Annotated in this window: 18 protein-coding genes; 6 read left to right on the plus strand and 12 right to left on the minus strand. The window is 64.5% G+C overall.

The window, feature by feature from the left end; genetic code table 11:
* Nucleotides 1-93: 93 nt before the first annotated feature.
* A complete protein-coding gene (locus ACZ889_RS12905) occupies nt 94-1,170 on the minus strand; it encodes an autotransporter domain-containing protein (protein ID WP_180688524.1) in 1,077 nt (358 codons plus the stop codon).
* A gap of 187 nt (nt 1,171-1,357) precedes the next feature.
* Here ACZ889_RS12905 and ACZ889_RS12910 point away from each other — a divergent pair, with 187 nt between their 5' ends.
* Nucleotides 1,358-1,483, plus strand: coding sequence for a hypothetical protein (locus ACZ889_RS12910; protein ID WP_257645116.1), 126 nt, complete (start codon nt 1,358-1,360; stop codon nt 1,481-1,483).
* Nucleotides 1,484-1,486: 3 nt separating this feature from the next.
* On the opposite strand, the gene ACZ889_RS12915 is transcribed toward ACZ889_RS12910, so the two are convergent.
* The 8 genes from ACZ889_RS12915 to ACZ889_RS12950 form a co-directional block, all read right to left on the minus strand.
* A complete protein-coding gene (locus ACZ889_RS12915) occupies nt 1,487-2,281 on the minus strand; it encodes an endonuclease/exonuclease/phosphatase family protein (protein ID WP_003251297.1) in 795 nt (264 codons plus the stop codon).
* A gap of 121 nt (nt 2,282-2,402) precedes the next feature.
* A complete protein-coding gene (gene glgX, locus ACZ889_RS12920; protein ID WP_010954850.1) occupies nt 2,403-4,556 on the minus strand; it encodes a glycogen debranching protein GlgX in 2,154 nt (717 codons plus the stop codon).
* Between the two features lie 136 nt (nt 4,557-4,692).
* Complete coding sequence (locus tag ACZ889_RS12925) at nt 4,693-4,959, minus strand: DUF2934 domain-containing protein (RefSeq protein WP_012051796.1); 267 nt, start codon at nt 4,957-4,959, stop codon at nt 4,693-4,695.
* Nucleotides 4,960-4,973: 14 nt separating this feature from the next.
* Complete coding sequence (locus ACZ889_RS12930; RefSeq protein WP_180688523.1) at nt 4,974-7,748, minus strand: malto-oligosyltrehalose synthase; 2,775 nt, start codon at nt 7,746-7,748, stop codon at nt 4,974-4,976.
* Nucleotides 7,745-9,814, minus strand: coding sequence for a 4-alpha-glucanotransferase (malQ, locus tag ACZ889_RS12935; RefSeq protein ID WP_100774395.1), 2,070 nt, complete (start codon nt 9,812-9,814; stop codon nt 7,745-7,747). The genes ACZ889_RS12930 and malQ overlap by 4 nt, the downstream gene beginning before the upstream one ends.
* Entirely contained in the window at nt 9,811-11,553 is a 1,743-nt protein-coding gene (treZ, locus tag ACZ889_RS12940; RefSeq protein ID WP_476257430.1) for a malto-oligosyltrehalose trehalohydrolase, read from the minus strand. The genes malQ and treZ overlap by 4 nt, the downstream gene beginning before the upstream one ends.
* A gap of 14 nt (nt 11,554-11,567) precedes the next feature.
* Entirely contained in the window at nt 11,568-13,127 is a 1,560-nt protein-coding gene (gene glgA, locus ACZ889_RS12945; protein ID WP_180688520.1) for a glycogen synthase GlgA, read from the minus strand.
* A gap of 649 nt (nt 13,128-13,776) precedes the next feature.
* Nucleotides 13,777-13,944: a DUF6026 family protein gene (locus ACZ889_RS12950; RefSeq protein WP_003251280.1), complete on the minus strand. Its 168-nt coding sequence runs from the start codon at nt 13,942-13,944 to the stop codon at nt 13,777-13,779.
* A gap of 178 nt (nt 13,945-14,122) precedes the next feature.
* On the opposite strand from ACZ889_RS12950, the gene gnd reads away from it, so the two are divergent.
* From gnd to ACZ889_RS12975, 5 genes are all read left to right on the plus strand, one after another.
* Nucleotides 14,123-15,130 carry a phosphogluconate dehydrogenase (NAD(+)-dependent, decarboxylating) gene (gene gnd / locus ACZ889_RS12955; RefSeq protein WP_289624977.1) on the plus strand — a complete coding sequence of 336 codons (1,008 nt, stop codon included), beginning with the start codon at nt 14,123-14,125 and terminating at the stop codon, nt 15,128-15,130.
* Nucleotides 15,127-16,632 (plus strand): glucose-6-phosphate dehydrogenase, encoded by a 1,506-nt coding sequence (gene zwf, locus ACZ889_RS12960; protein ID WP_012051802.1) that lies wholly within the window; start codon nt 15,127-15,129, stop codon nt 16,630-16,632. The genes gnd and zwf overlap by 4 nt, the downstream gene beginning before the upstream one ends.
* Nucleotides 16,633-16,746: 114 nt before the next feature.
* Nucleotides 16,747-18,543 (plus strand): glycoside hydrolase family 15 protein, encoded by a 1,797-nt coding sequence (locus ACZ889_RS12965; protein WP_019750903.1) that lies wholly within the window; start codon nt 16,747-16,749, stop codon nt 18,541-18,543.
* A 66-nt stretch (nt 18,544-18,609) separates the two neighbouring features.
* Nucleotides 18,610-18,966, plus strand: coding sequence for a VOC family protein (locus tag ACZ889_RS12970; RefSeq protein WP_003251273.1), 357 nt, complete (start codon nt 18,610-18,612; stop codon nt 18,964-18,966).
* Nucleotides 18,966-19,586 carry a TetR/AcrR family transcriptional regulator gene (locus ACZ889_RS12975; RefSeq protein ID WP_180688519.1) on the plus strand — a complete coding sequence of 207 codons (621 nt, stop codon included), beginning with the start codon at nt 18,966-18,968 and terminating at the stop codon, nt 19,584-19,586. The genes ACZ889_RS12970 and ACZ889_RS12975 overlap by 1 nt, the downstream gene beginning before the upstream one ends.
* A 180-nt stretch (nt 19,587-19,766) precedes the next feature.
* Here the strand turns inward: ACZ889_RS12975 and preA are convergent, their stop codons facing one another.
* The 3 genes from preA to hydA form a co-directional block, all read right to left on the minus strand.
* Complete coding sequence (gene preA, locus ACZ889_RS12980) at nt 19,767-21,041, minus strand: NAD-dependent dihydropyrimidine dehydrogenase subunit PreA (protein ID WP_476257431.1); 1,275 nt, start codon at nt 21,039-21,041, stop codon at nt 19,767-19,769.
* Nucleotides 21,042-22,409 carry an NAD(P)-dependent oxidoreductase gene (locus tag ACZ889_RS12985; protein ID WP_267828073.1) on the minus strand — a complete coding sequence of 456 codons (1,368 nt, stop codon included), beginning with the start codon at nt 22,407-22,409 and terminating at the stop codon, nt 21,042-21,044.
* 135 nt (nt 22,410-22,544) lie between these two features.
* Nucleotides 22,545-23,984, minus strand: coding sequence for a dihydropyrimidinase (gene hydA, locus ACZ889_RS12990; RefSeq protein ID WP_014590358.1), 1,440 nt, complete (start codon nt 23,982-23,984; stop codon nt 22,545-22,547).
* Nucleotides 23,985-24,097: the final 113 nt, after the last annotated feature.

The following is a 24,097-nucleotide window of genomic DNA, read 5'->3' on the forward strand; positions in this document are numbered from 1 at the left end:
GCCCTTTCGCGGGTAAACCCGCTCCTACGCAGGTACCGCACCCGGCGGTGATCGTTGTAGGAGCGGGTTTACCCGCGAAGAGGCCGGCCCTGCCTACCACCGCATCCGCACCCCAAGGCTGCCAATCAACCCGTTCAGGTCATTGTCATCCACATCGCTGCTGTAATCGGCGCTGACGAACATGGCCACCGAAGGCGTCACCCGCGCCACCAACCCCAACCCTAACTCCACGGTAGTCGAGTAGCGCGAGCTGGAAATCTTGTCGACCTGGTCCAGCTTCACCTCATCGGCATTGCTGAAGTCATACCACACGTTGGTCCGCACATAGGGTTCGATGGGCATGCCGCGCACTTCGTAGCGCCCGGACAACTTGGCACCGACCCGGCCGCTCCAGCTCGGCTGGCTGTCAAAGGCTTGCAAGGTCTCCTCCTGCACCTGGTTGCCAGGGAAGAATTGCTGGTTGATCAACTGTGCCTGGGGCTCGATGACCCAGTTGCCACCCAGGCGGATCGGGTAACCGCCCTCTACCGAGAAGGTCATTGCGTGGCCACTGTCGTCCAGGCGCTGGCCGTTTTCGCCACGGCCCATCACGTCGATCCGCGAGCCCATGGCCACGGCATCCAGGTGCCAACCCTGTTCATGGGTCATGCTCCAGTACACCCCCAGGCTTTCTCCGCTCAAGTTCACCGCTTTGCGCTGCTTGTCGCCCAGCAGAGGGCGCGCGCCTTTGAAGCTGCTTTGCAGGTTGTTGTGCCCCACGAAAATCCCTGCGCGGTGCACATCGCCCGCTGCAGTTTCACGCACGAACAGGTCCGGGCCGATCATCAGTTGCTGGCTGGGCGCCTCCAGCTGTGCCGGGGGCAGCGCGCGGCCGCGCGCACTGGTGGGGAAGAACTGCGCCCACTGACTGGCAATCAGGTCCGGTGCCGGCTGCTGGTGGCGTTCGCTCATCTGCTGCGAAAACGCATTGAGGGTGCCGAGGCTCAACCCACTGGCACTGAGCGGGTCGAGCGACAGTTGCGCCGCCACGGGTTGCTGCAGAAAGCCGGGGGAGGTGGGGTCACCCTGCAGTTCGTACGCGATCGTTTCCACTGGGGTTGCCAGAAGCAGCGACGTGGAAACCGCGTAGAAAATGCTTTCGAAGCGCAAGGGGTTCGAGGTGCTTTTCATGGCGGATCTCCTTTGTTTTTGTGGTGCAGCCCGAGAACCTGGCCTGTTGTCACGAGCTGTACGACAAAAACAGTGGGCGACCCAAACCAGCACGCCAGTTATCGCAAGCGCGCAAGAAGGCGCGAGCTAGAGGCCCGGCGCAAGTTTTTTACAGCTTGGTACTGTTCAGCTAAGGAGAGGTCGCCGCTTGCGTCAAGAAAGCGTGAAGGAAGTGTTCAAGGTGCGTCGTAACGCTCAACCTGTTGTTTTATCGGTAAAAACAGCAGGGTATAGCGGGGATCGCTATTTGCCGTGCCGTGGCTATGAAGAATGATTGCTAAAGTCGCACTTCAACAGCCAACGGCAGGTGATCTGACAGGTGTGACCAAGGTTTGTGCCCCAGAATCCGCGGCCCATGGCTTTCGGCATTACGCAGGTAGATGCGGTCCAGGCGCAGCAGGGGCAGGCGGGCCGGGTAGGTGCGAGCAAGGTGGCCGTGGTGGCGCTCGAAGGCTTCGTGCAGGTCGCGTTGCAGGCCAAGGGTGCGGTTGCCATGGCTTTTCCAGTCGTTGAAGTCGCCGGCGATGATCACCGGGGCGTTGGCCGGCAGGGCGTCCAGCAGTTTACGCAGCAACTGCAGCTGCTTTTGCCGGTGGCTTTCCAGCAACGACAGGTGCACGCAGACCGCATGCACCTGGCCTTGCCCCGGCACCTCCAGCACACAGTGCAACAGGCCGCGGCGTTCGGGGCCGGTGATCGACACGTCCAGGTTGCGGTGCTCGATGATCGGGTATTTGGACAGCAGCGCATTGCCGTGGTGGCCGTCAGGGTAGACCGCGTTGCGGCCATAGGCAAAGTCGCTCCACATGCTGTCGGCGAGGAATTCGTACTGCGAAGTCTGTGGCCAGCCGGGGTAGCGCGCGGCGTGGCGGTCGTGGCTGCCGAGCACTTCCTGAAGGAAGACAATGTCGGCCTGTGTGCTGCGCACGGCCTCGCGCAGCTCCGGCAAGATAAAGCGCCGGTTGAAGGCGGTGAAGCCCTTGTGGGTGTTCACCGTCAGTACCCGCAGGCGTTTCACGGCCGGGGCCTGGCTGACGCTGGCGAAACCATTACTGCCGGCTTCGAGGCTCACGATTCCTCCTGAAGTTAACCCTGCCTCACTGTCGCCGCCAAACCCTGTGGGGGCCGATACACCGTTCCCACCGGGTTTGGCGTGGCGATTACAACGTAGGACCTGCCTGGGCTATCACCGTTCACTCCTCGTCGTACTGCAACACCATCAGCAGCATCGACCGACCCTTCACCTCGAAGGTACTGTCGAACTGCAGGTGCTGCCCCTTGCGCAACTCTGGCCGGTCGGTATCGACCAGGCAGCTCCAGTAATCGCCTTCGGGCACGGCCGGTAGCTTGAATGGCACGATGTCATGGTGGGCATTGACGATCAGCAACACGGTGGCCTCGGCACCTGGCCGGGCGATACCGCTGACCTGCGCGCGGCCATCTATCAGCATGCCCAGGCAGCGCCCGTGCGGGTCTTCCCATTGCTCAACGCTCATCTCGCTGCCATCGGGTGCCAGCCAAGTCACGTCCTTGACCCCAATTGCCTCATTGTAGTCACCCACCAGAAAGCGCGAGCGGCGCAGCACCGGGTAGGCCAGGCGCAGACGCGTCAGGCGCTTGACGAAGGCCAGCAGCTCTTGGCCTTCCTCGTCCAGGTCCCAGTTCACCCAGCCGATCTCGCTGTCCTGGCAGTAAGCGTTGTTGTTGCCGTGCTGGGTGCGGCTGAACTCGTCGCCGGCAACGATCATTGGCGTGCCCTGGGCCAGCAGCAAGGTGGCGAAATAGTTGCGCATCTGGCGCATGCGCAGGGCATTGATCGCCGGGTCGTCGGTCGGCCCTTCGACGCCGCAGTTCCACGACAGGTTGTTGTCGGTGCCGTCCTGGTTGTTTTCGTCGTTGTCTTCATTGTGCTTGTGGTTGTAGGACACCAGGTCGCGCAGGGTGAAACCGTCGTGGGCGGTGATGAAGTTGACCGAGGAATAGGGCCGGCGCCCGCGGTTGTTGAACATGTCGCCCGAGGCGGTCAAGCGTGCGGCAAAATCGGCCAGCTGGCCTTCGTCGCCTTTCCAGAAGGCGCGTGCGGTATCGCGGAAGCGGTCGTTCCATTCTGCCCAGCCCGGGGCGAAGTTGCCCACCTGGTAGCCGCCGGGGCCGCAATCCCACGGTTCGGCAATCAGCTTGACCTGGCTCAGCATCGGGTCCTGGCGGCAGGCGACCAGGAAGCCATGACGCTCGCTGTAGCCATCGTGGTAACGGCCAAGGATGGTCGCCAGGTCGAAGCGAAAGCCGTCCACGTGCATTTCGCCGGCCCAGTAGCGAAGCGAGTCGGTGACCAACTGCAGCACGCAGGGGTGGCTCAGGTCCAAGGTGTTGCCGGTGCCGGAGTCGTTGATGTAGTAGCGCTTGTCGTCCGGCATCAGGCGGTAGTACGAGGCGTTGTCGATGCCGCGCATCGACAGGGTCGGGCCGCGCTCGTTGCCTTCGGCGGTGTGGTTGTAGACCACGTCCAGGATCACCTCGAGCCCGGCGTCGTGCAGGTGCGCGACCATCTCCTTGAACTCGGCGATCTTGCCGCTGGCCAGGTAGCGCGGGTGCGGGGCGAAAAACGCGATGCTGTTGTAGCCCCAGTAGTTGTTCAGCCCTTTGTCCAGCAGGTGTTGGTCGTTGACGAAGGCGTGAATCGGCAGCAGCTCGATGCTCGACACGCCAAGGTCCTTGATGTGTTTGAGCAACTCGTCGTTGGCCAGGCCGGCGAAGGTGCCGCGCAGTTCTTCAGGCACTGCCGGGTGGCGCATGCTGATGCCGCGGGCATGCGCTTCATAGATGATCGTGCGCTCCCATGGGATCTGCACGCGCTGGTCGCGGCCCCAGGTGAACGCCGGGTCGATGACCTTGCATTTGGGCACGAAAGGCGCGCTGTCGCGCTCGTCGAACGACAGGTCACCATCGGGGTGGCCGATGGTGTAACCGAACAGCGCCTCGGACCATTTCAGGCTGCCGACCAGTTGCTTGGCATACGGATCGATCAGCAGTTTGTTGGGGTTGAAGCGGTGGCCGTTTTCCGGCTCGTAGGGGCCATACACCCGGTAGCCATAGACCAGGCCGGGGTGAGCGTCGGGGAGGTAGCCATGGTAGATCTCATCGGTGTATTCGGGCAGCTCTATGCGCTCGAGTTCCTGCTCGCCGGTGGAGTCGAACAGGCACAGCTCAACCTTGGTGGCGTTGGCCGAGAAGAGAGCGAAGTTGACCCCAAGGCCATCCCAGGTGGCGCCGAGGGGGAAGGGCATGCCTTCGCGGATGCGCGATGGTGCGACCGAGCGGGTTTTCTTTGGGGTGCGGGGGCTCATGACGATCCTCGAGTGGCCGTGATGGAAGGGGAATTGTGCTGTCCTGCATTGGCCTCTTCGCGGGTAAACCCGCTCCTACAGGCACCTGTGATGAACCTGTAGGAGCGGGTTTACCCGCGAAGAGGCCCGGACAGGCTTAACCGGCAGTAGGCTTTTTCACCGCCCGGGGCTTTTTCGCTGCAGCGGGTTTAACCCCCGGCAGGGCAGCCGCCTTGGGTTCTGCAGGCGCCTTCGGTTTGGCCGCTGCTTTCTTGCGCGGGGCTGCCTTGGGCGCCAGTGCTTCGGCCTCGGCCAGCTTGCGGGCCATTTCCCAGTGGCGTTCTTCCTCTCCTACGGGCTTACCTTCGGATTCCCAGATCTGGTAGGCAAATTCGCGAATACGCTTTTCATCGACACTCATCATGACGCTCCTGATGCTCAAGATTGTTGTATCAACACGTTGACCGGAAACTCCGCCAGCACGGCGCTCAACAGCAACTCCTTTGAAGAGCTGACCGCCGCACAGGCGAAAAGTCCCGTCGAGTTGGCAGGTGACAAGGCAAACGGCAATACCAGCCGGGTGTCGTCCCAGTTCTGTGCCGGGATCAACGGTGTAGCGGCACCTCCGAGCAGGCTGCTGGCCAGGCGCGGGGCGACGACGATGGCGTGCTCGCCTTCCCCCAGGCGAGCAAAGGCAATGACTTTGTCAGCGTGCCGGCCCTGTACGGTCAGTGGCAGGTAGGCACCGCGGCGGAACAGCTCGGCATGGGCCTGGCGGCAGTCCAGCACGCGGGCGATCAAGGCCTGTTTGACGCGGCCGTCGCGCCAGTGCGCCAGCAGCTCGGCTGCTGGCGTGGCGTCGTCCAGCGTGCGACGCCTCGAAGCGTAGTCCACGGCGCGGCGGTTGTCCGGGTCGACCAGGCTGAAGTCCCAGTATTCGTTACCCTGGTACAGGTCGGGCACACCGGGTGTGGTCATGCGCAACAGGGCCTGGACCAAGCCGTTGAGTGCGCCGGGGCAGGCCAGCAGCTGCGCCGCGTCGGCCAGCGACTTGCGCAGTTGCTGGTTCTCGCTGTCCAGCAGCAGGCCGTCGAGGTAATGAGCGCAGGCGCCTTCGTAGGCTTCGTTCGGCGCGCTCCAGCTACTGCGTAGCTTGGCCTCGCGCAGGGCCTTCTGCTGCCACTGGCGAACACGTTCGGCGTATTGACGCAGGGCATTGTCGTCGTTCAGGTCGAGGTCCAAGGGCCAACTGCCGAGCAGGGTCTGTAGCAGCATCAACTCGTCGCCGGGGCTGGGTGCCAGCCCGTCGTCCAACTGCGCGCGCAGGGGGGCGGCCAGCTCACGCCAGTGCTCTACCCGGCTGGCCAGCCACGTGCCGCGCTCGCTGAGTACAGCCAGGCGTGCACGCGTGTCTTCGCCGCGCTTGTGGTCGTGGGTGGCGGTGGCCAGCAGGTTGTCGGGGAAATCGCGCAGGCGCCGCTGGGCCTCATTGTGGAAATGCATGGGTGGGGCGCTGAAGCGCTCGGCCTCGAAACCCACGTCGTTACGCGACAGCAGCCGCGCGCTGCGGTAGAAGGCGGTGTCTTCCACGGCTTTGGCGGCGCTGGGCGCAGTCAGTTGCTGGAAGCGCACGCAGGCGTGGCGCAGTTGCTTGCGGGCGCGCCCCGGTGGCAGATGCCGCCAGGCTTGCCCGCCCAGCCACCGTTCAAGTTGGTCCAGTAGCGGCCAGTCGGCTTCGGCAAGGTCTTGCCGGGCGTTGGTCAAGGCCTGCTGGAAGAACGTTTCGTCCTGCGCCGGGCGCCCGCAGGCATTGAAGTAGGTTCGGTAAACCGGGTAATGCGCCACCAACGCCTGCAAGGCCCGGCGAATCGCGCCCAGGGTCAGGTCACGGGTCATCAGGTCGTTGCGCGCCACCTGCAACAGTGCCTGGGCCACCGACTCGCAGTCACCGGCCAGGCTGGCGTTGAGCACCAGGTGACGGGCCTGGCGCACTTCTTCGGTGAACGCCGGGCGCTCGCTGACGTTGCTCCACAGTTCGCTCAGCGGCGCTTCGCCGGCCGGATCATGCTGCAGCAGCGACACCTGGTTCATGAACTCGTAGCCGGTGGTGCCGTCGGTAAGCCAGTCGCGGTGCAAGTGCTCGTCGGCACCCAGGATCTTTTCCACGTACAGGGGGAAGTGCTCCAGCCCTGCATTCAGCGGCCGCCGCGCCAGCAGGCCATCAACCCGCCGGCGCAGTTTGCGGCAGTAGCCACGCGGGTCGGCAAGGCCGTCGATATGGTCGATGCGCAGGCCGTCCACCAGGCCGCGCTCGATCAGTTCGAACAGCTTGGCATGGGTGGCTTCGAACACCACGGCGCGCTCCACGCGCAGGCCGCCCAGCTCGTTGATGTCGAAGAAGCGCCGCCAGTTGATGTCGTCGGCGGCGGTGCGCCAGCTGGCCAGGCGGTAGGTCTGGCGCTCCAGCAGCAGGTGCAGGCGCTTGAAACCGGCCTCGCTGCGGCTGTCGAAGGCCACCAGGGCCGATTCGAGGTCGGCACCTTCGCGCACCAGGCGTGCCAGTTCGGCTTGTAGCGGCAGGCTATCGGCCAGCGGGGTGGCCGAGTCGCCCAATGCCGTGAAACGCTCGGCCAACACCTTGAGCGCAGGCTCTGGGCTGAGCGCGAGAATCCAGCCGTAATCGACCGGGCAGATCGGAAAACGATGCGCGTAATGGGCCACCTGCAGCAGCCCCTGCTGTTTGTCGAACTGCAGCGGTATCTCGCCATTCCTGAGCGCCACGCCATAGTCGCTGCCGAGGAACGGCAACAGCAGTTGCCCGGCCAGCAGTGGGTCGCTGGAGTGCCACTGGATGTCGAAGAACGCTGCATACGGGCTGCGCCGTCCCCAGGCCAGCAGGCTTTGCCACCAGGGGTTGTCGGCACCGCCCACGGCCATGTGGTTGGACACCGTGTCGAGGATCAGCCCCATGCCATGCTGGCGCAGGGCGGCAACCAGGCGCTCCAGCGCGGCCTCGCCGCCCAGCTCCGGGTTTACGCAGGTAGGATCGACCACGTCGTAGCCATGGCGCGAGCCAGCGCGGGCCTTGAGGATGGGCGAGGCATACAGGTGGCTGATGCCCAGCTGGGCGAAATACGGCACCAGCGGTACGGCGTGATCGAGGGTGAAGTCGCTGTGAAATTGCAGGCGCAGGGTCGCGGTCAGTGGCTTCATCGGTCACGCTCCCACGCCTGTTCGCGGGCCTGGGCCAGCAGCTCCAGGCGCCGTGCGGCGTCCTCATCGTCGAGCAGTTCGCGTACTGGAAGGGCAAAGCGCCGCCGCCAGTTGGGATGGCCATTGGTGGTGCCCGGCAGGTTGGGTTGCTCGTCGCAGCCCAGCAGGTCTTCCAGCGGTACCAGCACCAGCGGCGCACGGGTATGGCCAACGAAGCGGATGGCCGCATCGATCAGCGCGTCGTTGTCCTTCAGTTCGCCGTAGTTGGCCTCCAGAATGCGGTGCAGGCCGTCGCGTTCTTTCTGACGCTCGTGGCGCCAGTGCAATTCGGTCGCTGCGTCGATCAGTTGCAAACGGTGTCTCCAGTCGATGTCGCGGTTTGCCAGCCAGCCGGCCAGTGGCGCCAGGTCGTGGGTACCGGTTGTGGCCAGGGCATTGTCCGGCCAGTCGAGAATGGGCTTGAACTGGCCCGGCTGGGTCTGCTCGAACGGCAGCACGCGCATGCCCAGCACCGCTTTCTCGGCCAGCTTTTCGCGCAGGCTGTCGGGCACGGTGCCCAGGTCTTCGCCGAGGATGATCGCCTGGTGACGCACCGACTCCAGCGCCAACAGGCGCAACAGGTCGTCTAGCGGGTAATCGAGGTAGGCGCCTTCGCTGGGTTTGGCCCCCTGCGGGATCAGCCATAGCCGGCGCAGGCCCATCACATGGTCGATGCGCAGGCCGCCAGCGTGGGCGAGGTTGGCCCGCAGCATCTCGATGAAGGCGCGATAGCCATTGCGCTTGAGACCCTCGGGCGAGAAGGCGCAAATGCCCCAGTCTTGCCCGACGTGGTTGAGGATGTCGGGCGGCGCACCCACGCTCAGGCCGGCCAGCAGTTCGTCCTGGCGGCTCCAGGCCTGGCTGCCGGCACCGTCGGCGCCCACCGCCAGGTCGGCGATCAGGCCCACGGCCATGCCATTGCTGCGGGCCGCTTCGTGAGCACGTTGCAGGCCACGTTCGGTCAGCCACTGGCAGAACGCGTGGAACTCGACCTTGGCCGGGTAGGCATTGGCTAAAGCCTCCACTTCCGGGTGGTAGGGGTCATGCCAGGCTTTGGGCCAGTTGCGCCAGTCGGCACCAAGGCCGTGCTCCACCGCCTGGGCCTGCAGCACCTCGAAGCGGCAGTGGTGCTCCAGGGTCTGGCCGCCGGCTTCGCGGAAGCTGTCAAAATCAGTGCGTAGTGGGTGGTCGCCTTGGCTGAAGCCTTGGTAAAGCGCCTCAAGCAAGCGCAGCCGGGCGCTGGCGGCGCGTGGCCAGTCGACCAGAGGGCGCTGCTCCAGCTCTTCGAGTTGTTGCTCCAGCCCGCAGGCTTCGATGGCCATGCGCACCTCCCGTTCACCCAGCAGGGCTGCGGGGCTGGTATACAGGGTGTTGAGCAGCAGGCGACTGGAAGGTGAGTAGGGGCTGTAGTGTTCCTGGTCGATGGCCGACAGGGCGTGAATCGGGCTGATAGCCAAGGCATCGGCGCCGCGCTCGGCGGCCGAGCGGGCCAACTGCTCCAGCGCCAGGCAGTCGCCGAAGCCACCATCGCCGGGGCGGCGCAGGCTGTACAGCTGCACTGCCAGGCCCCAGTAGCGTGGTGGCGGCTGTTGCACCTTGTCTTCCAGGCTGTGGCAGCGTGTTGGCGCCACCGCCACGGTGAAGCGGCGGCTGTCGATTTCCACCTGGTGATAGCCGATGGGCAGCTCGCCGGGCAGGCGCGCCTGGTCATCGAGGCTGAGGGTGACCGAGGTGTGATCTTCCAGGGTGCAGTGGGCCACGCTGGCGGCACTGAAGTAGCGCGCCAGCGCTAGCGGCTGGCCTAGGTCGGCGGTCAGTAAAGGCGGCAGGTGTTCGCTGTCTTCGGCGGTTTCCACCGCACGCAGGCTGGCGGCAACGGCCGCGTCATCGCCGGCCGGGTGGCCAAGGCCTTCAAGGACGTTGCGCAGCACGTCGTCGCTGACACGCTGGGGCCTGGCATTGGCGTCAATCCAGTCGCGGTTCAGCCCGACGCTGGTTGCCAGACGGTGCAGGGCGGTTTCGCTCATGGGCGCTCCTGGGCAGGGGGAAGCAGGCTGACCACGCAGCTGTAGGCAGCCAGGTGGGTTTCCGGGTGGCGGGTGTCGCTGCTGTCGAACAGCCGTGTGGTTGGCGCGGGCAGTTCGACTGCCTGCGGGGTGTCGGCCAGGTTCAGGTCGATGCGCAGTGTGTTGCCATTGCCCAGCCGCCAGCGCGCGGTCAGCGCTTTGTCTGCGTGCACCTCGGCGCCCAGCGCACGGCTGCCGGGCAAGTGCGGGATGACGTGGCGGCGGCGCAGGTCGAGCAGTTGCTGGTAAAGGCCGTGCCAGCCGGCGATCACCGCCTTGTTTTGCGGGCGTGAGGACGCGAACGTCTGTTCGGCGTTTGGGTCGGGAATGTGCTCACGCTGCGTGGGGTCGGCGAACGCGGTGAAATGGGCGAACTCGCCACGACGGCCTTCGCGGACGGCGTCGGCCAACGCGTCATGGAAGTCGGTAAAGAACAGGAACGGCTGGCAGCTGCCGGCTTCGTCGCCCATGAACAGCAGCGGAATCATGGGGGCCAGCAGCAACAGGCCGGTGGCTGCACGCAAAGCTGGCGCGGGGCATAGGCGGGTCAGGCGCTCACCCAGCGCGCGGTTGCCGACCTGGTCGTGGTTCTGCAGGAACAACACGAAGGCGCTGGGCGGCAAATGCCCGCTGGGTTCGCCGCGTGGTTTGCCATGCCGGTTGGCCTGGCCCTGGAACACGAAACCTTCGCCAAGGCACCGGGCCAGTTGGTCGATAGGGCGATGCTGGTAGTCGGCGTAGTAACCTTCGGTTTCACCGGTCAGCAGCACGTGCAGGGCATTGTGGCCGTCATCGTTCCACTGGGCGTCGTAACCCTGTTCCAGCAGGCCTGCCTGGTTGTGCTCGTTCTCCAGCACCAGCCACACGTGCCGGCCCGGTTCTACGGCGGCGCGCACCCGTTGGGCCAGCTCGATCAGGAAGTCGGGCTGGTCGATGGCATGCACGGCATCCAGGCGCAGGCCGTCGCAGCGGTAGTCGCACAGCCACATCAGGGCATTCTGGATAAAGTACTCGCGCACCTGCGGGCGGCGAAAGTCGATGGCCGCGCCCCAGGGTGTCTGCCGGTCTTCACGGAAGAAGGGGCTGGCGTACTGGTGCAGGTAATTGCCGTCGGGGCCGAAGTGGTTGTACACCACATCGACCAGCACCATCAGCCCGTGGCCGTGGGCCTGGTCGACCAGTGCACACAGCTGCTCGGGGCTGCCGTAGGTATTCTGTGGGGCGTATGGCAGTACGCCGTCGTAGCCCCAGTTGCGTTCGCCGGGGAACTGCCCCAGCGGCATCAGCTCGATCGCGCTGATGCCCAGTTCGGCCAGGCGCGGCAGTTGCCGGGCAACCCCGGCGTAACCCTCGAGCAGGCCGACATGTACCTCCTGGATCACGGCCTCATGCCAAGGCCGGCCCAGCCACGGGTGTTGCCAGGCATAACCGGCCACATCCACTACCTGGCTTGGCCCGTGTACGCCGTCGGGCTGGTAGCGCGAGGCCGGGTCGGCCACCTGCAGCTCACCGTCGATACGGTAGTGGTAACGGTCACCGGCCTGGCATGGCACCACGCCGCTGTACCAACCCTCATCATCCGGCAGCAGTTCGATGGCTGGCTGCCGCTCCAGTTCCACGCTCACGCTGCGCGCATCCGGCGCCCAGAGGGCGAAGCGCGCCGACGTGGCGTCCAGCAAGTGTGCGCCATGTCTGTGCATCTTCTGACCCCCGCTCAGTAGTGGCTCAGTTGTGTCTGCTTGACCAGGTCCTCGTACAGGCGGGCATAGGGTTCAACCGCCTGGCACCAGTTGAACGGCTGGGTCATCGACAGGCAGCGCATGGCGTTCAGCAGGTCCTTCTTGCCGTAAACATAGAAGGCGCGGCTGAGTGCCTCGCGGTAGCTCTCGACGGTAGACTCGTTGAACAGGAAGCCCGTTACGCCGCACTCGATGGTGTCGGCCAGGCCGCCGGTATTACGTGCTACCGGCAGCGAGCCGAAGCGTTGCGCGTACATCTGGCTGAGGCCGCACGGCTCGTAGCGCGATGGCATCAGCAGGAAATCGCTGCCGGCGAACATGCGCCGAGCATCGGTTTCATTGAAGCCGATACGCACACCGATGCGGCCCGGGTGGCGCAGCGCCAGCTCGCGCATGGCCTGTTCCTCTTCCGGCTCGCCGCGGCCGATGATCGCGATCTGCCCGCCTTGCTCGACGATGTAGTCGGCCACGCCCAGGGTCAGGTCCAGGCCCTTTTGATAGACCAGCCGCGACACCACGGCGAATAGTGGGCCATCGGAATCGTCCAGGCCGAACAGTTCGCGCACCTCCTGGGTGTTACGCGCTTTGCCCTCCCAGTCGTTGATGCTGAAGTTGTGCTGCAGGTGCTTGTCGGTAGCCGAGTCCCAGCTTTCGTCGATGCCGTTGGGGATGCCACCGAGCAGGCCTTGCTGGGCCTTGCTGGCGAGGAAACCGTCCAGGCCGCAGCCGAATTCCGGGGTGGTGATTTCCCGGGCATAGGTGGCGCTGACTGTGGTGATGTGGCTGGAGTAGGCCAGGCCGGCCTTGAGGAACGACAGCTTGCCGTAGAACTCCATGCCTTCTTGCTGCATGGCATGTTCGGGTATCGCCAGCTCCGGGCTGCAACCGCGGCTGTACACACCTTGGTACGCCAGGTTGTGGATGGTGAACAGCGTGGGCGTATTCAGGCCGCGCCAGTGCATGTAGGCCGGGGCCAGGCCGGCGGGCCAGTCATGCGCGTGCACCACTTCCGGCGTCCAGTGGATCTTGCCTTCGCCGGCAGCGATTTCGGCGGCAGCCAGGCCCAGGCGGGCGAAGCGGATGTGGTTGTCGGGCCAGTCGCGGCCATTGTTGGCACCATAGGGTGTGCCGTCGCGCTGGTACAGTTCGGGGCAGATCAACACGTAGATGACCAGGCCGTCGGCCATGTCCATGCGGCCGATCTTGCAGGGCGGCAGGGCCGCATGGCCGCCCAGTTCACCCACGATATGTATAGGGTTGTCGCTTTCCATCACCTGGCGGTAGCCGGGGATGAGGACCCGCACATCGTGCAGGTGCGCCAGGGCACGGGGCAGGGCAGCGGACACGTCACCCAGGCCGCCGGTTTTCACCAGATCAGCGATTTCCGAGGTCACGAACAGAATCTTGCGCATGTTCGGGTTTTGCTGGCGCTGGGCGCCGGGTGCCTTGCCTGTCGTGGCGAAGTCCGGGGTGAGCGGCTCGCGGTTATCCGGTTTGAAAGCGTCTACGTGAGGCTCGACAGCGGCACTGATCATACTTCTCTCCGTCCCTATGCTTGGTCGGGTGCTGGCACCCGTGGCGATGTTTCGTGCTGGTTCTCTCTAGTTTGAATCTGCTTAGTGCGTTCCATGCCCCAGGGTCGTGCGCGCAGGCACTACGCGATCAGCATTCCGGCCGAAAGCGCTTGGACTGGTTGGGGTGTGTGGGCCGAGGATCGGGAATAGCCCGATGCGTCTGGCCTACTTATGTTCATGACCTGCCGGGTTTCCTGAAAGTTCGACTTTTTTGGGGTCACTCTTCCATTGAGCAAATGGCGGGCCGAAAACTGAGTGTAGGAGAGAAAGTGCTAAAAAGGTGACCCACTGGTCACTATTGTTATGTGCGCAATAGACGCAAACGTTGGCGTTTGTGACGGGTTGCGAAAAGGGGTGGGCGAGTGTGGGGCAGAGGGGTTTCGAGCTGCGCCAAATTGTGGCTCGTTACGCGCAATGCACCGTTTGGGTGCGTAGGCGTAAGCGTGGCTTTAGGCTGCGAAGAGGTGGGTATGGGCGGAGGATTCTGCTTTCAGTGCTGGCCCTTTTTGGGCACAAGGCTTCTTCGGTTGCCCGATAGGGTTCAAAGACGGCGACTGGATTCAGGATCGGGTGGGAGCCATGCAGCCCCCACAGGCGAAAAAGGAATCGATCAGAGGCTGACCGCTTTATCGCCAGCGCGCTGTTGCGCCAACAGCAGGTTCAACTGGGCGACCTGCTGACGCAGCTGGTCACGTTCGTCTTTAAGTTTACGCAGCTCATCACGGCGCACGGAGACATAGAGGGTCTGGGGTGGGGTTGCAGGCATCAATGTACCCATGAGCACACCTCGCGGTTTTGGCTGGTGACAAGTCAAAGCGTAGACGCTTCACGCGGGGCGCATTCTGAATTCTTTCACCGGGCTTGGGAACTTTTTTGTTTATTGTGGTCTTGCCGTTCGTCGCTGAACCCTCGGGCGGCATGCTGGACTAATCTGAAAAGCTGGACTGTCGTCATCCATTTCGAAAAGGGAGCATTGGCTCATGCAACTGGGAATCATCGGGCTGGGCCGTATGGGCGGCAATATCGCAAGGCGCCTGATGCGCGCCGGTCACCGCACCGTGGTGCACGACCGCAACCGTGAAGCCATCATCGGCCTGGAGGGCGAAGGCGCCCAGGGCGCGCATGACCTCGGTGCACTGGTACAAAAGCTGAAAGCGCCGCGCGCGGTATGGGTGATGCTGCCGGCTGGTGACGCCACCGAGCAGACCATCGCCCAACTGGCCGAAATGCTGGAGCCGGGCGATGCGATCATCGACGGCGGCAACACCTTCTACAAGGACGACATGCGCCGCGCCGCAGAACTGGCCAAGCGCGGCCTGCATTATCTGGACGTCGGGACTTCCGGCGGCGTGTGGGGCCTGGACCGCGGCTACTGCATGATGATCGGTGGCGAAAAGGACGTGTTCGAGCGCCTGGAACCGCTGTTCAAGGCGCTGGCGCCGGGCGTGGGCGACATCCCGCGTACCCATGGCCGCAGCGGCGAGCACCAGCGTGCCGAGCACGGCTACATCCACGCTGGCCCACCCGGCGCCGGGCACTACGTGAAAATGGTGCATAACGGCATCGAGTACGGCCTGATGCAGGCCTATGCCGAAGGCTTCGACCTGCTGCGCAGCAAGGGCGGCAACGAGCTGCCCGAAGACCAGCGCTTCGACCTGAACGTGGCCGAAATTGCCGAAGTGTGGCGACGCGGCAGCGTGGTGACCTCGTGGCTGCTCGACCTTACCGCCGATGCGCTGGTGGCCGACCCTCAGCTGTCGCAATTCAGTGGCTCGGTGTCCGACAGTGGCGAAGGCCGCTGGACCATCGACGCCGCCGTCGAGCAGGCGGTGCCGGTGCCGGTGTTGTCCAGCGCACTGTTCGCGCGCTTCCGCTCGCGCCAGCAACAGGGCACCTACGGTGACAAGATCCTCTCGGCCATGCGCCTGGGCTTCGGTGGCCACGTCGAGAAGAAAGGCGAATGACTAAACAGACCCTTGCGGCCGCCCCCCCTTGTACCCTGTTCCTGTTCGGCGCCAATGGCGACCTGGTCAAGCGCCTGCTGATGCCCGCGCTGTACAACCTCAGCCGCGACGGTTTGCTGGACCGTAACCTGCGCATCGTCGGCGTTGACCATAACCCGGCCAGCGCCGAGGACTTCGCCGCGCGCCTGCACGCGTTCATGGTCGAGCGTGACAAAGGAAGCGAGGGCAGCGCCAAGTGCCTGGACGAGAAGCTATGGGCCCGCCTGGCCAAGCGCCTGGATTACCAGACGGGCGACTTTCTCGATCCGGCCACCTACCAGGCCCTGGCCAGGCGCATCGACAAGACCCGCCACGGCAATGCCATCTTCTACCTTGCCACGTCGCCGCGCTTCTTCCCCGAGGTGGCGCAGCGTCTTGGGCAGGCCGGCCTGCTGGACGAGTCTGCCGGCGGCTTTCGCCGGGTGGTGGTTGAAAAACCGTTCGGCACCGACCTGGCCAGTGCCGAGGCGCTCAACGCCTGCCTGCTGAAGGTGATGGGCGAGCGGCAGATCTACCGCATCGACCATTACCTGGGCAAAGAGACGGTGCAGAATATTCTGGTCAGCCGCTTTTCCAACGGCCTGTTCGAATCGTTCTGGAACAATCACTACATCGACCACGTGCAGATCACCGCAGCGGAAACCGTCGGTGTCGAGACCCGTGGTGCGTTCTATGACAGCACCGGCGCCCTGCGCGACATGGTGCCCAACCACCTGTTCCAGTTGCTGGCGATGGTGGCCATGGAGCCGCCGGCCGCGTTCGGCGCCGATGCGGTGCGCGGTGAAAAGGCCAAGGTGGTCGGCGCTATTCGCCCATGGTCGGCAAAAATGGCCCTGAAGAATTCCGTACGAGGCCAGTACAGCGCCGGCAAGCAGGGGCGCAAGCCGTTGCCAGGCTACCGGCAGGAGGCCAACGTCGCGCCGGATAGCCAGACCGAGACCTACGTGGCGCTGAAGGTGATGATCGACAACTGGCGCTGGGCCGGCGTGCCGTTCTACCTGCGCACCGGCAAGCGCATGAGCGTGCGTGACACCGAGATTGCCATCTGCTTCAAGCCCGCACCGTATGCGCAGTTTCGCGAGTCGGAGCTGGAACGGCCCAAGCCCAACTACCTGAAAATCCAGATCCAGCCCAATGAAGGCATGTGGTTCGACCTGCAAGCCAAACGGCCCGGGCCAGAGCTGGTGATGGAGAATGTCGAGTTGGGTTTTGCCTACAAGGACTTCTTCAAGATGACCCCGGCCACTGGCTACGAGACGCTGATCTATGACTGTCTGACCGGTGACCAGACCCTGTTCCAGCGGGCTGACAACATCGAAAACGGCTGGCGAGCGGTGCAGCCGTTTCTCGATGCCTGGGCCCAGGGCGGCGAAGTGCATGAGTACTCGGCTGGCGAAGATGGGCCTGAGGCCGGCAATGAATTGCTGACCCGCGACAAGCGGGAGTGGCACCGGTTGGGGTGAGAGGTTTCAAGCCTGTGCCGGCCCTTTCGCGGGCAAGCCCGCGCCTACAGGGCATTCCATTCCCTCAGGCACCTGCGAAGCGGGCAGCACAGGCAACCACACAAAGGAGACTCAATGCCTGCCCACATCGAAGACTACGCCCTGCTGGGCAACTGCCGCAGTGCGGCGCTGGTCAGTCGCGATGGCGCGCTGGACTGGCTGTGCCTGCCACGCTTCGACGCCCCCGCCGTGTTCGCGGCCCTGCTGGGCAACGAAGAAAATGGCCGCTGGCGCCTGGCCCCTTGCGACCCGGTAACGCACAGCAGCCGCCAATACCTGGGCGACACCCTGGTGCTGGAAACCACCTGGGTCACCGCCAGCGGTCGTGCCCGGGTGCTCGACTTCATGCCCCTGGGCGAAGTCAATTCGGTGGTGCGCATCGTCGAAGGCTTGTCTGGCGAAACCCATTTCGAAATGGACCTGGTCATGCGCTTCGACTACGGCCGCAGCGTGCCCTGGGTGGAACGGCTTGACCCACTGACCCTCAGTGCCGTCGCCGGCCCTGACCGGTTGATCCTGTGCAGCACCGTGCCCCCGCAAGCCCGCGACCATCATACCGGCTGCCGCTTTCGCGTCAGCACGGGCCAGCGCCAGGTCTTCAGCCTGCGTCACCAGCCCTCGCACTTGCCGGTGCAGCCTGACTGCAACATCGACCATGCCCTGGCAAACACCTGCGAGCAATGGCAGGCCTTCGCCGACCGCTGCCCGCAGGTAGGGCCATATACCGCCCTGGTGCGTCGTTCGCTGCTCACCCTCAAGGCCATGACCTACGCCCCCACCGGCGGTATTGTCGCTGCCGTCACCACGTCGTTGCCTGAGCGTGTGGGTGGCGAGCGCAATTGGGACTACCGCTTCTGTTGGCTGCGCGACGCGACCATGACCCTGCTGGCCTTCATGAACCTTGGCTACTTCGACGAGGCCCAGGCCTGGCGCGAGTGGCTGCTGCGCTCGGTGGCCGGCAACCCCGAGCAGATGCAGATCATGTATGGCCTGGCTGGCGAGCGTGACCTGCAGGAGTACACCTTGCCGTGGTTGGCCGGTTATGAACATTCACAGCCGGTGCGGGTGGGCAACGCCGCCTCGGCGCAGACACAACTGGACATCTATGGCGAACTGGCCGATGCGATGACTCAGGCGATCAGGGGCGGGTTGCCCCGTCACCCGCGCAGCGCCGCCATTTCGCGCCTGATATTGCCTTATGTCGAACGCATCTGGCGCGAGCCGGACGAGGGCATCTGGGAAGTGCGTGGCGGCCGGCAGCAGTTCGTGCACTCCAAGGTGATGGCCTGGGTCGCCTTCGACCGCGCCGCAGGGCTGGCCGACACTACGGAAGAAGGCCGCGAGCGCGGGCAGCATTATCGCCAGGTGGCTGACGAGATTCACCGCGACGTGTGCGAGCACGGCCTGGACCCCAGCGGCCGGTTCTTCGTCCAGGCCTATGGTTCGACCGAAATGGACGCCAGCCTGTTGCAGATCGCCCTGACCGGCTTCCTGCCGGCGGATGACCCACGCTTCATGCGCACCCTCGAACAGATCGAACAGCGTCTGATGAAGAACGGCCTGCTGCTGCGCTATGACAGTGACAGCTGCAGCGACGGCCTGACGCCGGGAGAGGGCACCTTCCTGGTGTGTTCGTTCTGGCTGGCTGACGTTTATGTATTGCTGGGGCGCCAGGCCAAAGCCGAAGCGCTGTACCAACACCTGACCGGCCTGTGCAACGACCTCGGCCTGCTGGCCGAACAGTACGACCCGGCCGGCCAGCGCATGCTCGGCAACTTCCCCCAGGCCTTCAGCCAGATAGGCATCATCAACACCGCGCTGAATCTGCACCGCGCACAGTGCCCGGCGCGCGACCGGGCGCGTTGTGGGTAGCGAATGAGTAGGGCGACTGCCTTGACCGGAGTAGACTAGGCCAAACCCTTTCGGCACGGAGCATACATGGGCATTCGCGGTACTGACCGGCAGATCGACAACATCGAGTTCAATGTCAGCGACATCTCACGGAGCAAGGCCTTCTATGGCAGTGTATTCGGCTGGGCGTTCACCGACTACGGGCCGACCTACACCGAGTTCAGCGATGGCCGGTTGACGGGGGGCTTCACCACGGGTGAGCCGGTGCGCCCGGGCGGGCCGCTGGTCATCTTGTACGCTGACGACCTGGAGGCCACGCAGCAACGGATCGAAGCAGCCGGGGCGAAAATCAGCCGGGCGACCTTTGCCTTCCCCGGCGGGCGGCGCTTTCATTTCATCGACCCGGACGGTTATGAGCTGGCGGTGTGGACGGCCCAAGCCTGATGGCCAATCACAAGATCGAAATCCGCCGACGCAATATCGAAAAAATCCTGCAAGCGGCGGAAAAGGTGTTTGCCGAGAAGGGCTATGGCGCCACCTCCATGGGTGATATCGCCGAGGAGGCTGAGCTGCCACGCTCCAACCTGCATTATTACTTCAGCACCAAGGACGAGCTGTTCCGCGCGGTGCTGCAGGACCTGCTGGATGTGTGGAAGCAGGACGCCCTGTGCTTCGAGAACTTCGACGACCCGCGTGTGGTGCTGACCAGCTACATCCGGGCGAAGATGGGCCATTCGCGCTCGCGGCCGTTGGGCTCGAAAATCTGGGCCGAAGAGATGCTGCACGGGGCGCCGGTGCTGGGGGTGAACCTCGACGAAAGCCTTGTGCCCTGGGCGAAGATGAAAGAAGCCAAGATCCGCTGCTGGGTGGAAGAGGGGCGTATTCTGCCGGTAGAGCCTTCGGCGTTGCTGTACATGATCTGGGCGTCTACCCAGCACTATGCTGACTTTGGTTACCAGGTGCAGTTGCTCAACGGCGGCGAGGTGCTGTCTGACATGGCCTTCGAGAATGCGGTGCAGACGGTGACCAGCGTGATCCTGCGGGGGATCGGGCTGGCGCCGTGAACTGGCATTCCAGGTGGACGTGGTCTTGTTGTGGGAACGGCCTTGTGTCGCGATCGGGCCGCGAAGCGGCCCCTCGATGTCTGCATTGCGGCAAAGATTGCGGGGGCCGCTGTGCGGCCCGATCGCGACACAAGGCCGCTCCCACAGGGGCCGCGTCAGCTGTTCAGGCGGTGACCCGCTTCAACTGGCCTCACGGTAGGGGTTACGCGGATCCTGCGTCCAGTTCAGGTACGGCTTGCCGGTGTCCTGTGCCTCCATTTCGATGCAGTTTTCCACCGGGCAGGTGATCTGGCATAGGTTGCAGCCTACGCATTCCTCTTCGATCACACTGTAGGTATGCGTGCCGTCAGCCTTCAGCGTGCTGGCAATCGCCTGGTGCGAGGTGTCCTCGCACGCAATGTGGCAGCGCCCGCAACCAATGCACGCCTCCTGGTCAATGCGCGCTACCGATTTATAGTTGATGTCCAGGTATTTCCAGTCGGTGGTATGCCCCACCGCTTGCCCGCGGAACGCTTCGATAGTGGGGTGCCCATGCTGGTCCATCCAGCGTGCCAGGCCGTCCTGCATGTCCTCGACGATACGGAAGCCATGCAGCATCGCCGCCGTGCACACCTGCACGGCGCCACTGCCCAGGGCCATGAACTCGGCGGCGTCACGCCAGTTGCCGATGCCGCCAATGCCACAAATCGGCAAGCCCCGCGTTTCCGGGTCACGGGCGATTTCCGCCACCATGTTCAAGGCGATCGGCTTCACTGCCGAACCGCAGTAACCGCCATGGGTGCTCTGGTCTCCGACAATCGGGTGGGCCACCATGCGGTCCAGGTCGACGCTGGTGATGGAGTTGATGGTGTTGATCAACGACACCGCATCGGCCCCGCCCCGGTGCGCGGCGCGGGCCGACTGGCGGATATCGGTGATGTTCGGCGTAAGCTTCACGATCACCGGCAGCGCGCAGTACGTCTTGCACCAGCGGGTGACCATTTCCACATATTCCGGCACCTGGCCGACGGCCGCCCCCATGCCGCGCTCCGGCATACCGTGCGGGCAACCGAAGTTCAGCTCGATGCCATCAGCCCCGGTGGCTTCCACCAGCGGCAGGATGAACTTCCACGATTCCTCTATGCACGGCACCATCAGCGACACGATCAGTGCGCGGTCGGGCCAGTCCTTCTTCACCTGGGTGATTTCACGCAGGTTGATTTCCAGGGAGCGGTCGGTGATCAACTCGATATTGTTGATCCCCTGTACCTGACGGTTGGGGCCATAGTGCGCCGAGTAGCGCGACGACACGTTGACCGCCGCAGGGTCTTCGCCCAGGGTTTTCCAGACCACGCCGCCCCAGCCGGCCTCGAAGGCGCGGACCACGTTGTAGGCCTTGTCGGTTGGCGGTGCGGAGGCCAGCCAGAAGGGGTTGGGTGCCTTGATGCCGGCAAATACGATAGACAAGTCGGCCATTTACGCTGCCTCCACGTTGAGCATGAGTTGGGCATGGATGGCTTCGGCGGCCAGCTTGCCGTGTTGCACGGCCTGCACGGTAAGGTCCTGCCCCAGTGCGGTGCAGTCGCCGCCTGCGTACACGCCCGGCAGGCTGGTCTGCAGGTTTTCGTCCACGCGGATGCGCTCACCCTCGCGGGCCAGTTGCGCAGCCACCGGGTCGCCGAGGCTGGCATCGTCAAAGCGTTGGCCAATGGCCTTGAAAATGGCGTCCGCAGCCAGCTCGAAGGTTTCGCCGGTATCGCGCAGGCGGCCTTCCGCCAGCTCGGTGCGGGCAAAGCGCATGCCGCGGACCCTGCCGGCGTCATCCAGCAGCACGGCATCAGGGCGGGCCCAGGTGTGCAGGCGTACCTGGTTGGCCTTGGCAATGTCCTGCTCGTGGCCGGTAGCGCCCATGTCGGCGTGGCCACGGCGGTACACCAGGTTGACGTCGCGGGCCCCCAGACGGCTCATCTGCACAGCCATGTCGATGGCCGTGTTGCCAGCACCGATCACCAGGCAGCGGTCGGCCAACGGTAGCTGGCTCAGGTCATCGGCCTGGCGTAGCTCACGGATGTATTCGGTGGCGGCGACCACACCGGGTGCTTCCTCGTCGGGCAGGCCCAGCTGGCGCACGGCATTCAGGCCGAGGCCCAGGAACACCGCGTCGTACTGATCGCGCAGTTCGCCCAGGCTGAGGTTGCCACCCAGGCGCTGGCCATGGCGGACTTCGATACCGCCAATGCCCAACAAGAAATCCACTTCACGCTGGGCATAGTCGTCTACCAGCTTGTAGCGGGCGATGCCGTACTCGTTGAGGCCGCCGGCTTTGTCGCAGGCCTCGAACACCACCACGTCATGGCCGTGCATGGCCAGGCGGTGGGCGCAGGACAGCCCTGCCGGGCCGGCGCCGACCACGGCGATTCGCTTGCCGGTGGCTGCCGAGCGCTTGAACGGGTGTGCGCTGAACTGGGCGTTGTCCAGGGCGTAACGCTGCAACTGGCCGATCAGCACCGGCGCGCATTCCTGGGCATTGTTGCGCACGCAGGCTTGCTGGCAGAGGATTTCGGTGGGGCACACGCGGGCGCAACTACCGCCCAGAATGTTGGCCGAAAGAATGCGCTCGGCGGCGCCTTGCAGGTTTTCGTCACTGATGCGGTGTATGAACGAGGGGATGTCAATTTCGCTGGGGCAAGCGTTGACGCAGGGGGCGTCGTAGCAGTACAGGCAGCGTGCACTTTCCAGGGCGGCCTGACGCGCGGTGAGGGGTGGGGCCAGGTCGCTGAAGCGCTCGGCCAACTGGTCGGCGCCGGCCCGTGGGCGCGGCAAATGGTTCAGGGCGTTGGTCACGGTTGTAGCCTCTCTATTTTTTTTGGTGCAGGCGACAGGTATTGCGGTCGATTCTGGGGCCGCTCCCACAGGCGATCGCGGTCCTTGTGGGAGCGGCCTTGCGTCGCGATGGGCTGCACAGCAGCCCCAATGACTTCAGCGCTGAACAGGCATCGGCCGCTGATGCTCGGCCCGGCGCCCCAGCACCTCATACACCGCCGGGTACGCCGGCCGTTCCACGTAGCGCCCCGCGCCCGGCTCGGCGCGCAGGTCGCCATCGGCCCAGAGCACCTTGCCCTGGCTGATGGTGTGGCTTGGGATGCCGCGCACGGTGCGGCCTTCGAAAATGTTGAAGTCCACCTGCTGGTGGTGGGTTTTGGCGGAGATGGTGCGGGTGCCCTGCGGGTCCCACAGCACCAGGTCGGCATCGGCACCCACGCGGATAGCGCCCTTGCGCGGGAACAGGTTGAAGATTTTCGCCGTGTTGGTAGAGGTCAGCGCGACGAATTCGTGCATCGACAAACGCCCGCTGTTGACCCCGGCATCCCACAGTACTGCCATGCGGTCTTCGATGCCGGCGGTGCCGTTGGGGATGCGGCTGAAGTCGTCGCGGCCCATGGCTTTCTGCTCGGCGCAGAAGCAGCAGTGGTCGGTGGCGGTGGTGTGCAGGTTGCCCGACTGCAAGCCGCGCCACAGCGCCTCCTGGTGCTCGCGTGGGCGGAACGGCGGGCTCATCACATAACCGGCGGCGGTGGCCCAGTCCGGGTCACGGTAGACACTGTCGTCCAGCAGCAGGTGGCCGGGCAGCACCTCGCCATACACCGGCTGGCCCTTGCCTCGGGCATAGGCGATTTCATCCAGTGCCTCGCGGCTGGAAATGTGCACCAGGTACAACGGCGTGCCGAGGGTTTCGGCAATGCGGATGGCGCGGCTGGCCGCTTCGCCTTCAACCTGCGAGGGGCGCGACAGCGGGTGGGCTTCCGGCCCGGTCATGCCCTGGGCGAGCAGTTTTTTCTGCAGGTGGTACACCAGCTCGCCGTTTTCGGCATGCACGGTGGGCACCGCGCCCAGTTGCAGGCAACGCTCGAAGCTGGCTACCAGGGTATCGTCGGCGGCCATGATCGCATTTTTGTAGGCCATGAAATGCTTGAAGCTGTTCACCCCGTGCTTGGCCACCAGCTCGCCCATCTCTTCGGCCACCTGCTCGCTCCACCAGGTGATGGCGACGTGGAAGCCATAGTCGCTGGCGCTTTTCTGCGCCCAGCCACGCCAGGTGTGGAAGGCCTCCAGCAACGACTGCTGCGGGTTGGGAATGACGAAGTCGATGATCGAGGTGGTGCCGCCAGCCAGGCCTGCAGCGGTGCCGCTGAAGAAGTCCTCGCTGGCCACCGTGCCCATGAACGGCAACTGCATGTGGGTGTGTGGGTCGATGCCGCCGGGCATCAGGTACTGGCCGCTGCCGTCGAGGATCTCGCAGTCGGTGGGCGGTTCGAGGTTTTGCCCGATGGCACGGATCAGGCCATCGGCACACAGGACATCGGCGGGGTAACTCTCTTCGTGGGTAACCACGGTGGCGCCACGGATCAACAGGGACATGCCGTTTTCCTCGCAGGCTGACCGGTCTTGGCCGGTTCTTTGCATTGTCATGGATGCAGGGCGGGCAGGGCGGTCAATCCTGTCAGTCCTGACAAGATTCGAGGCTAGATGCT

The organism is Pseudomonas sp. TE3895, from assembly GCF_056278855.1.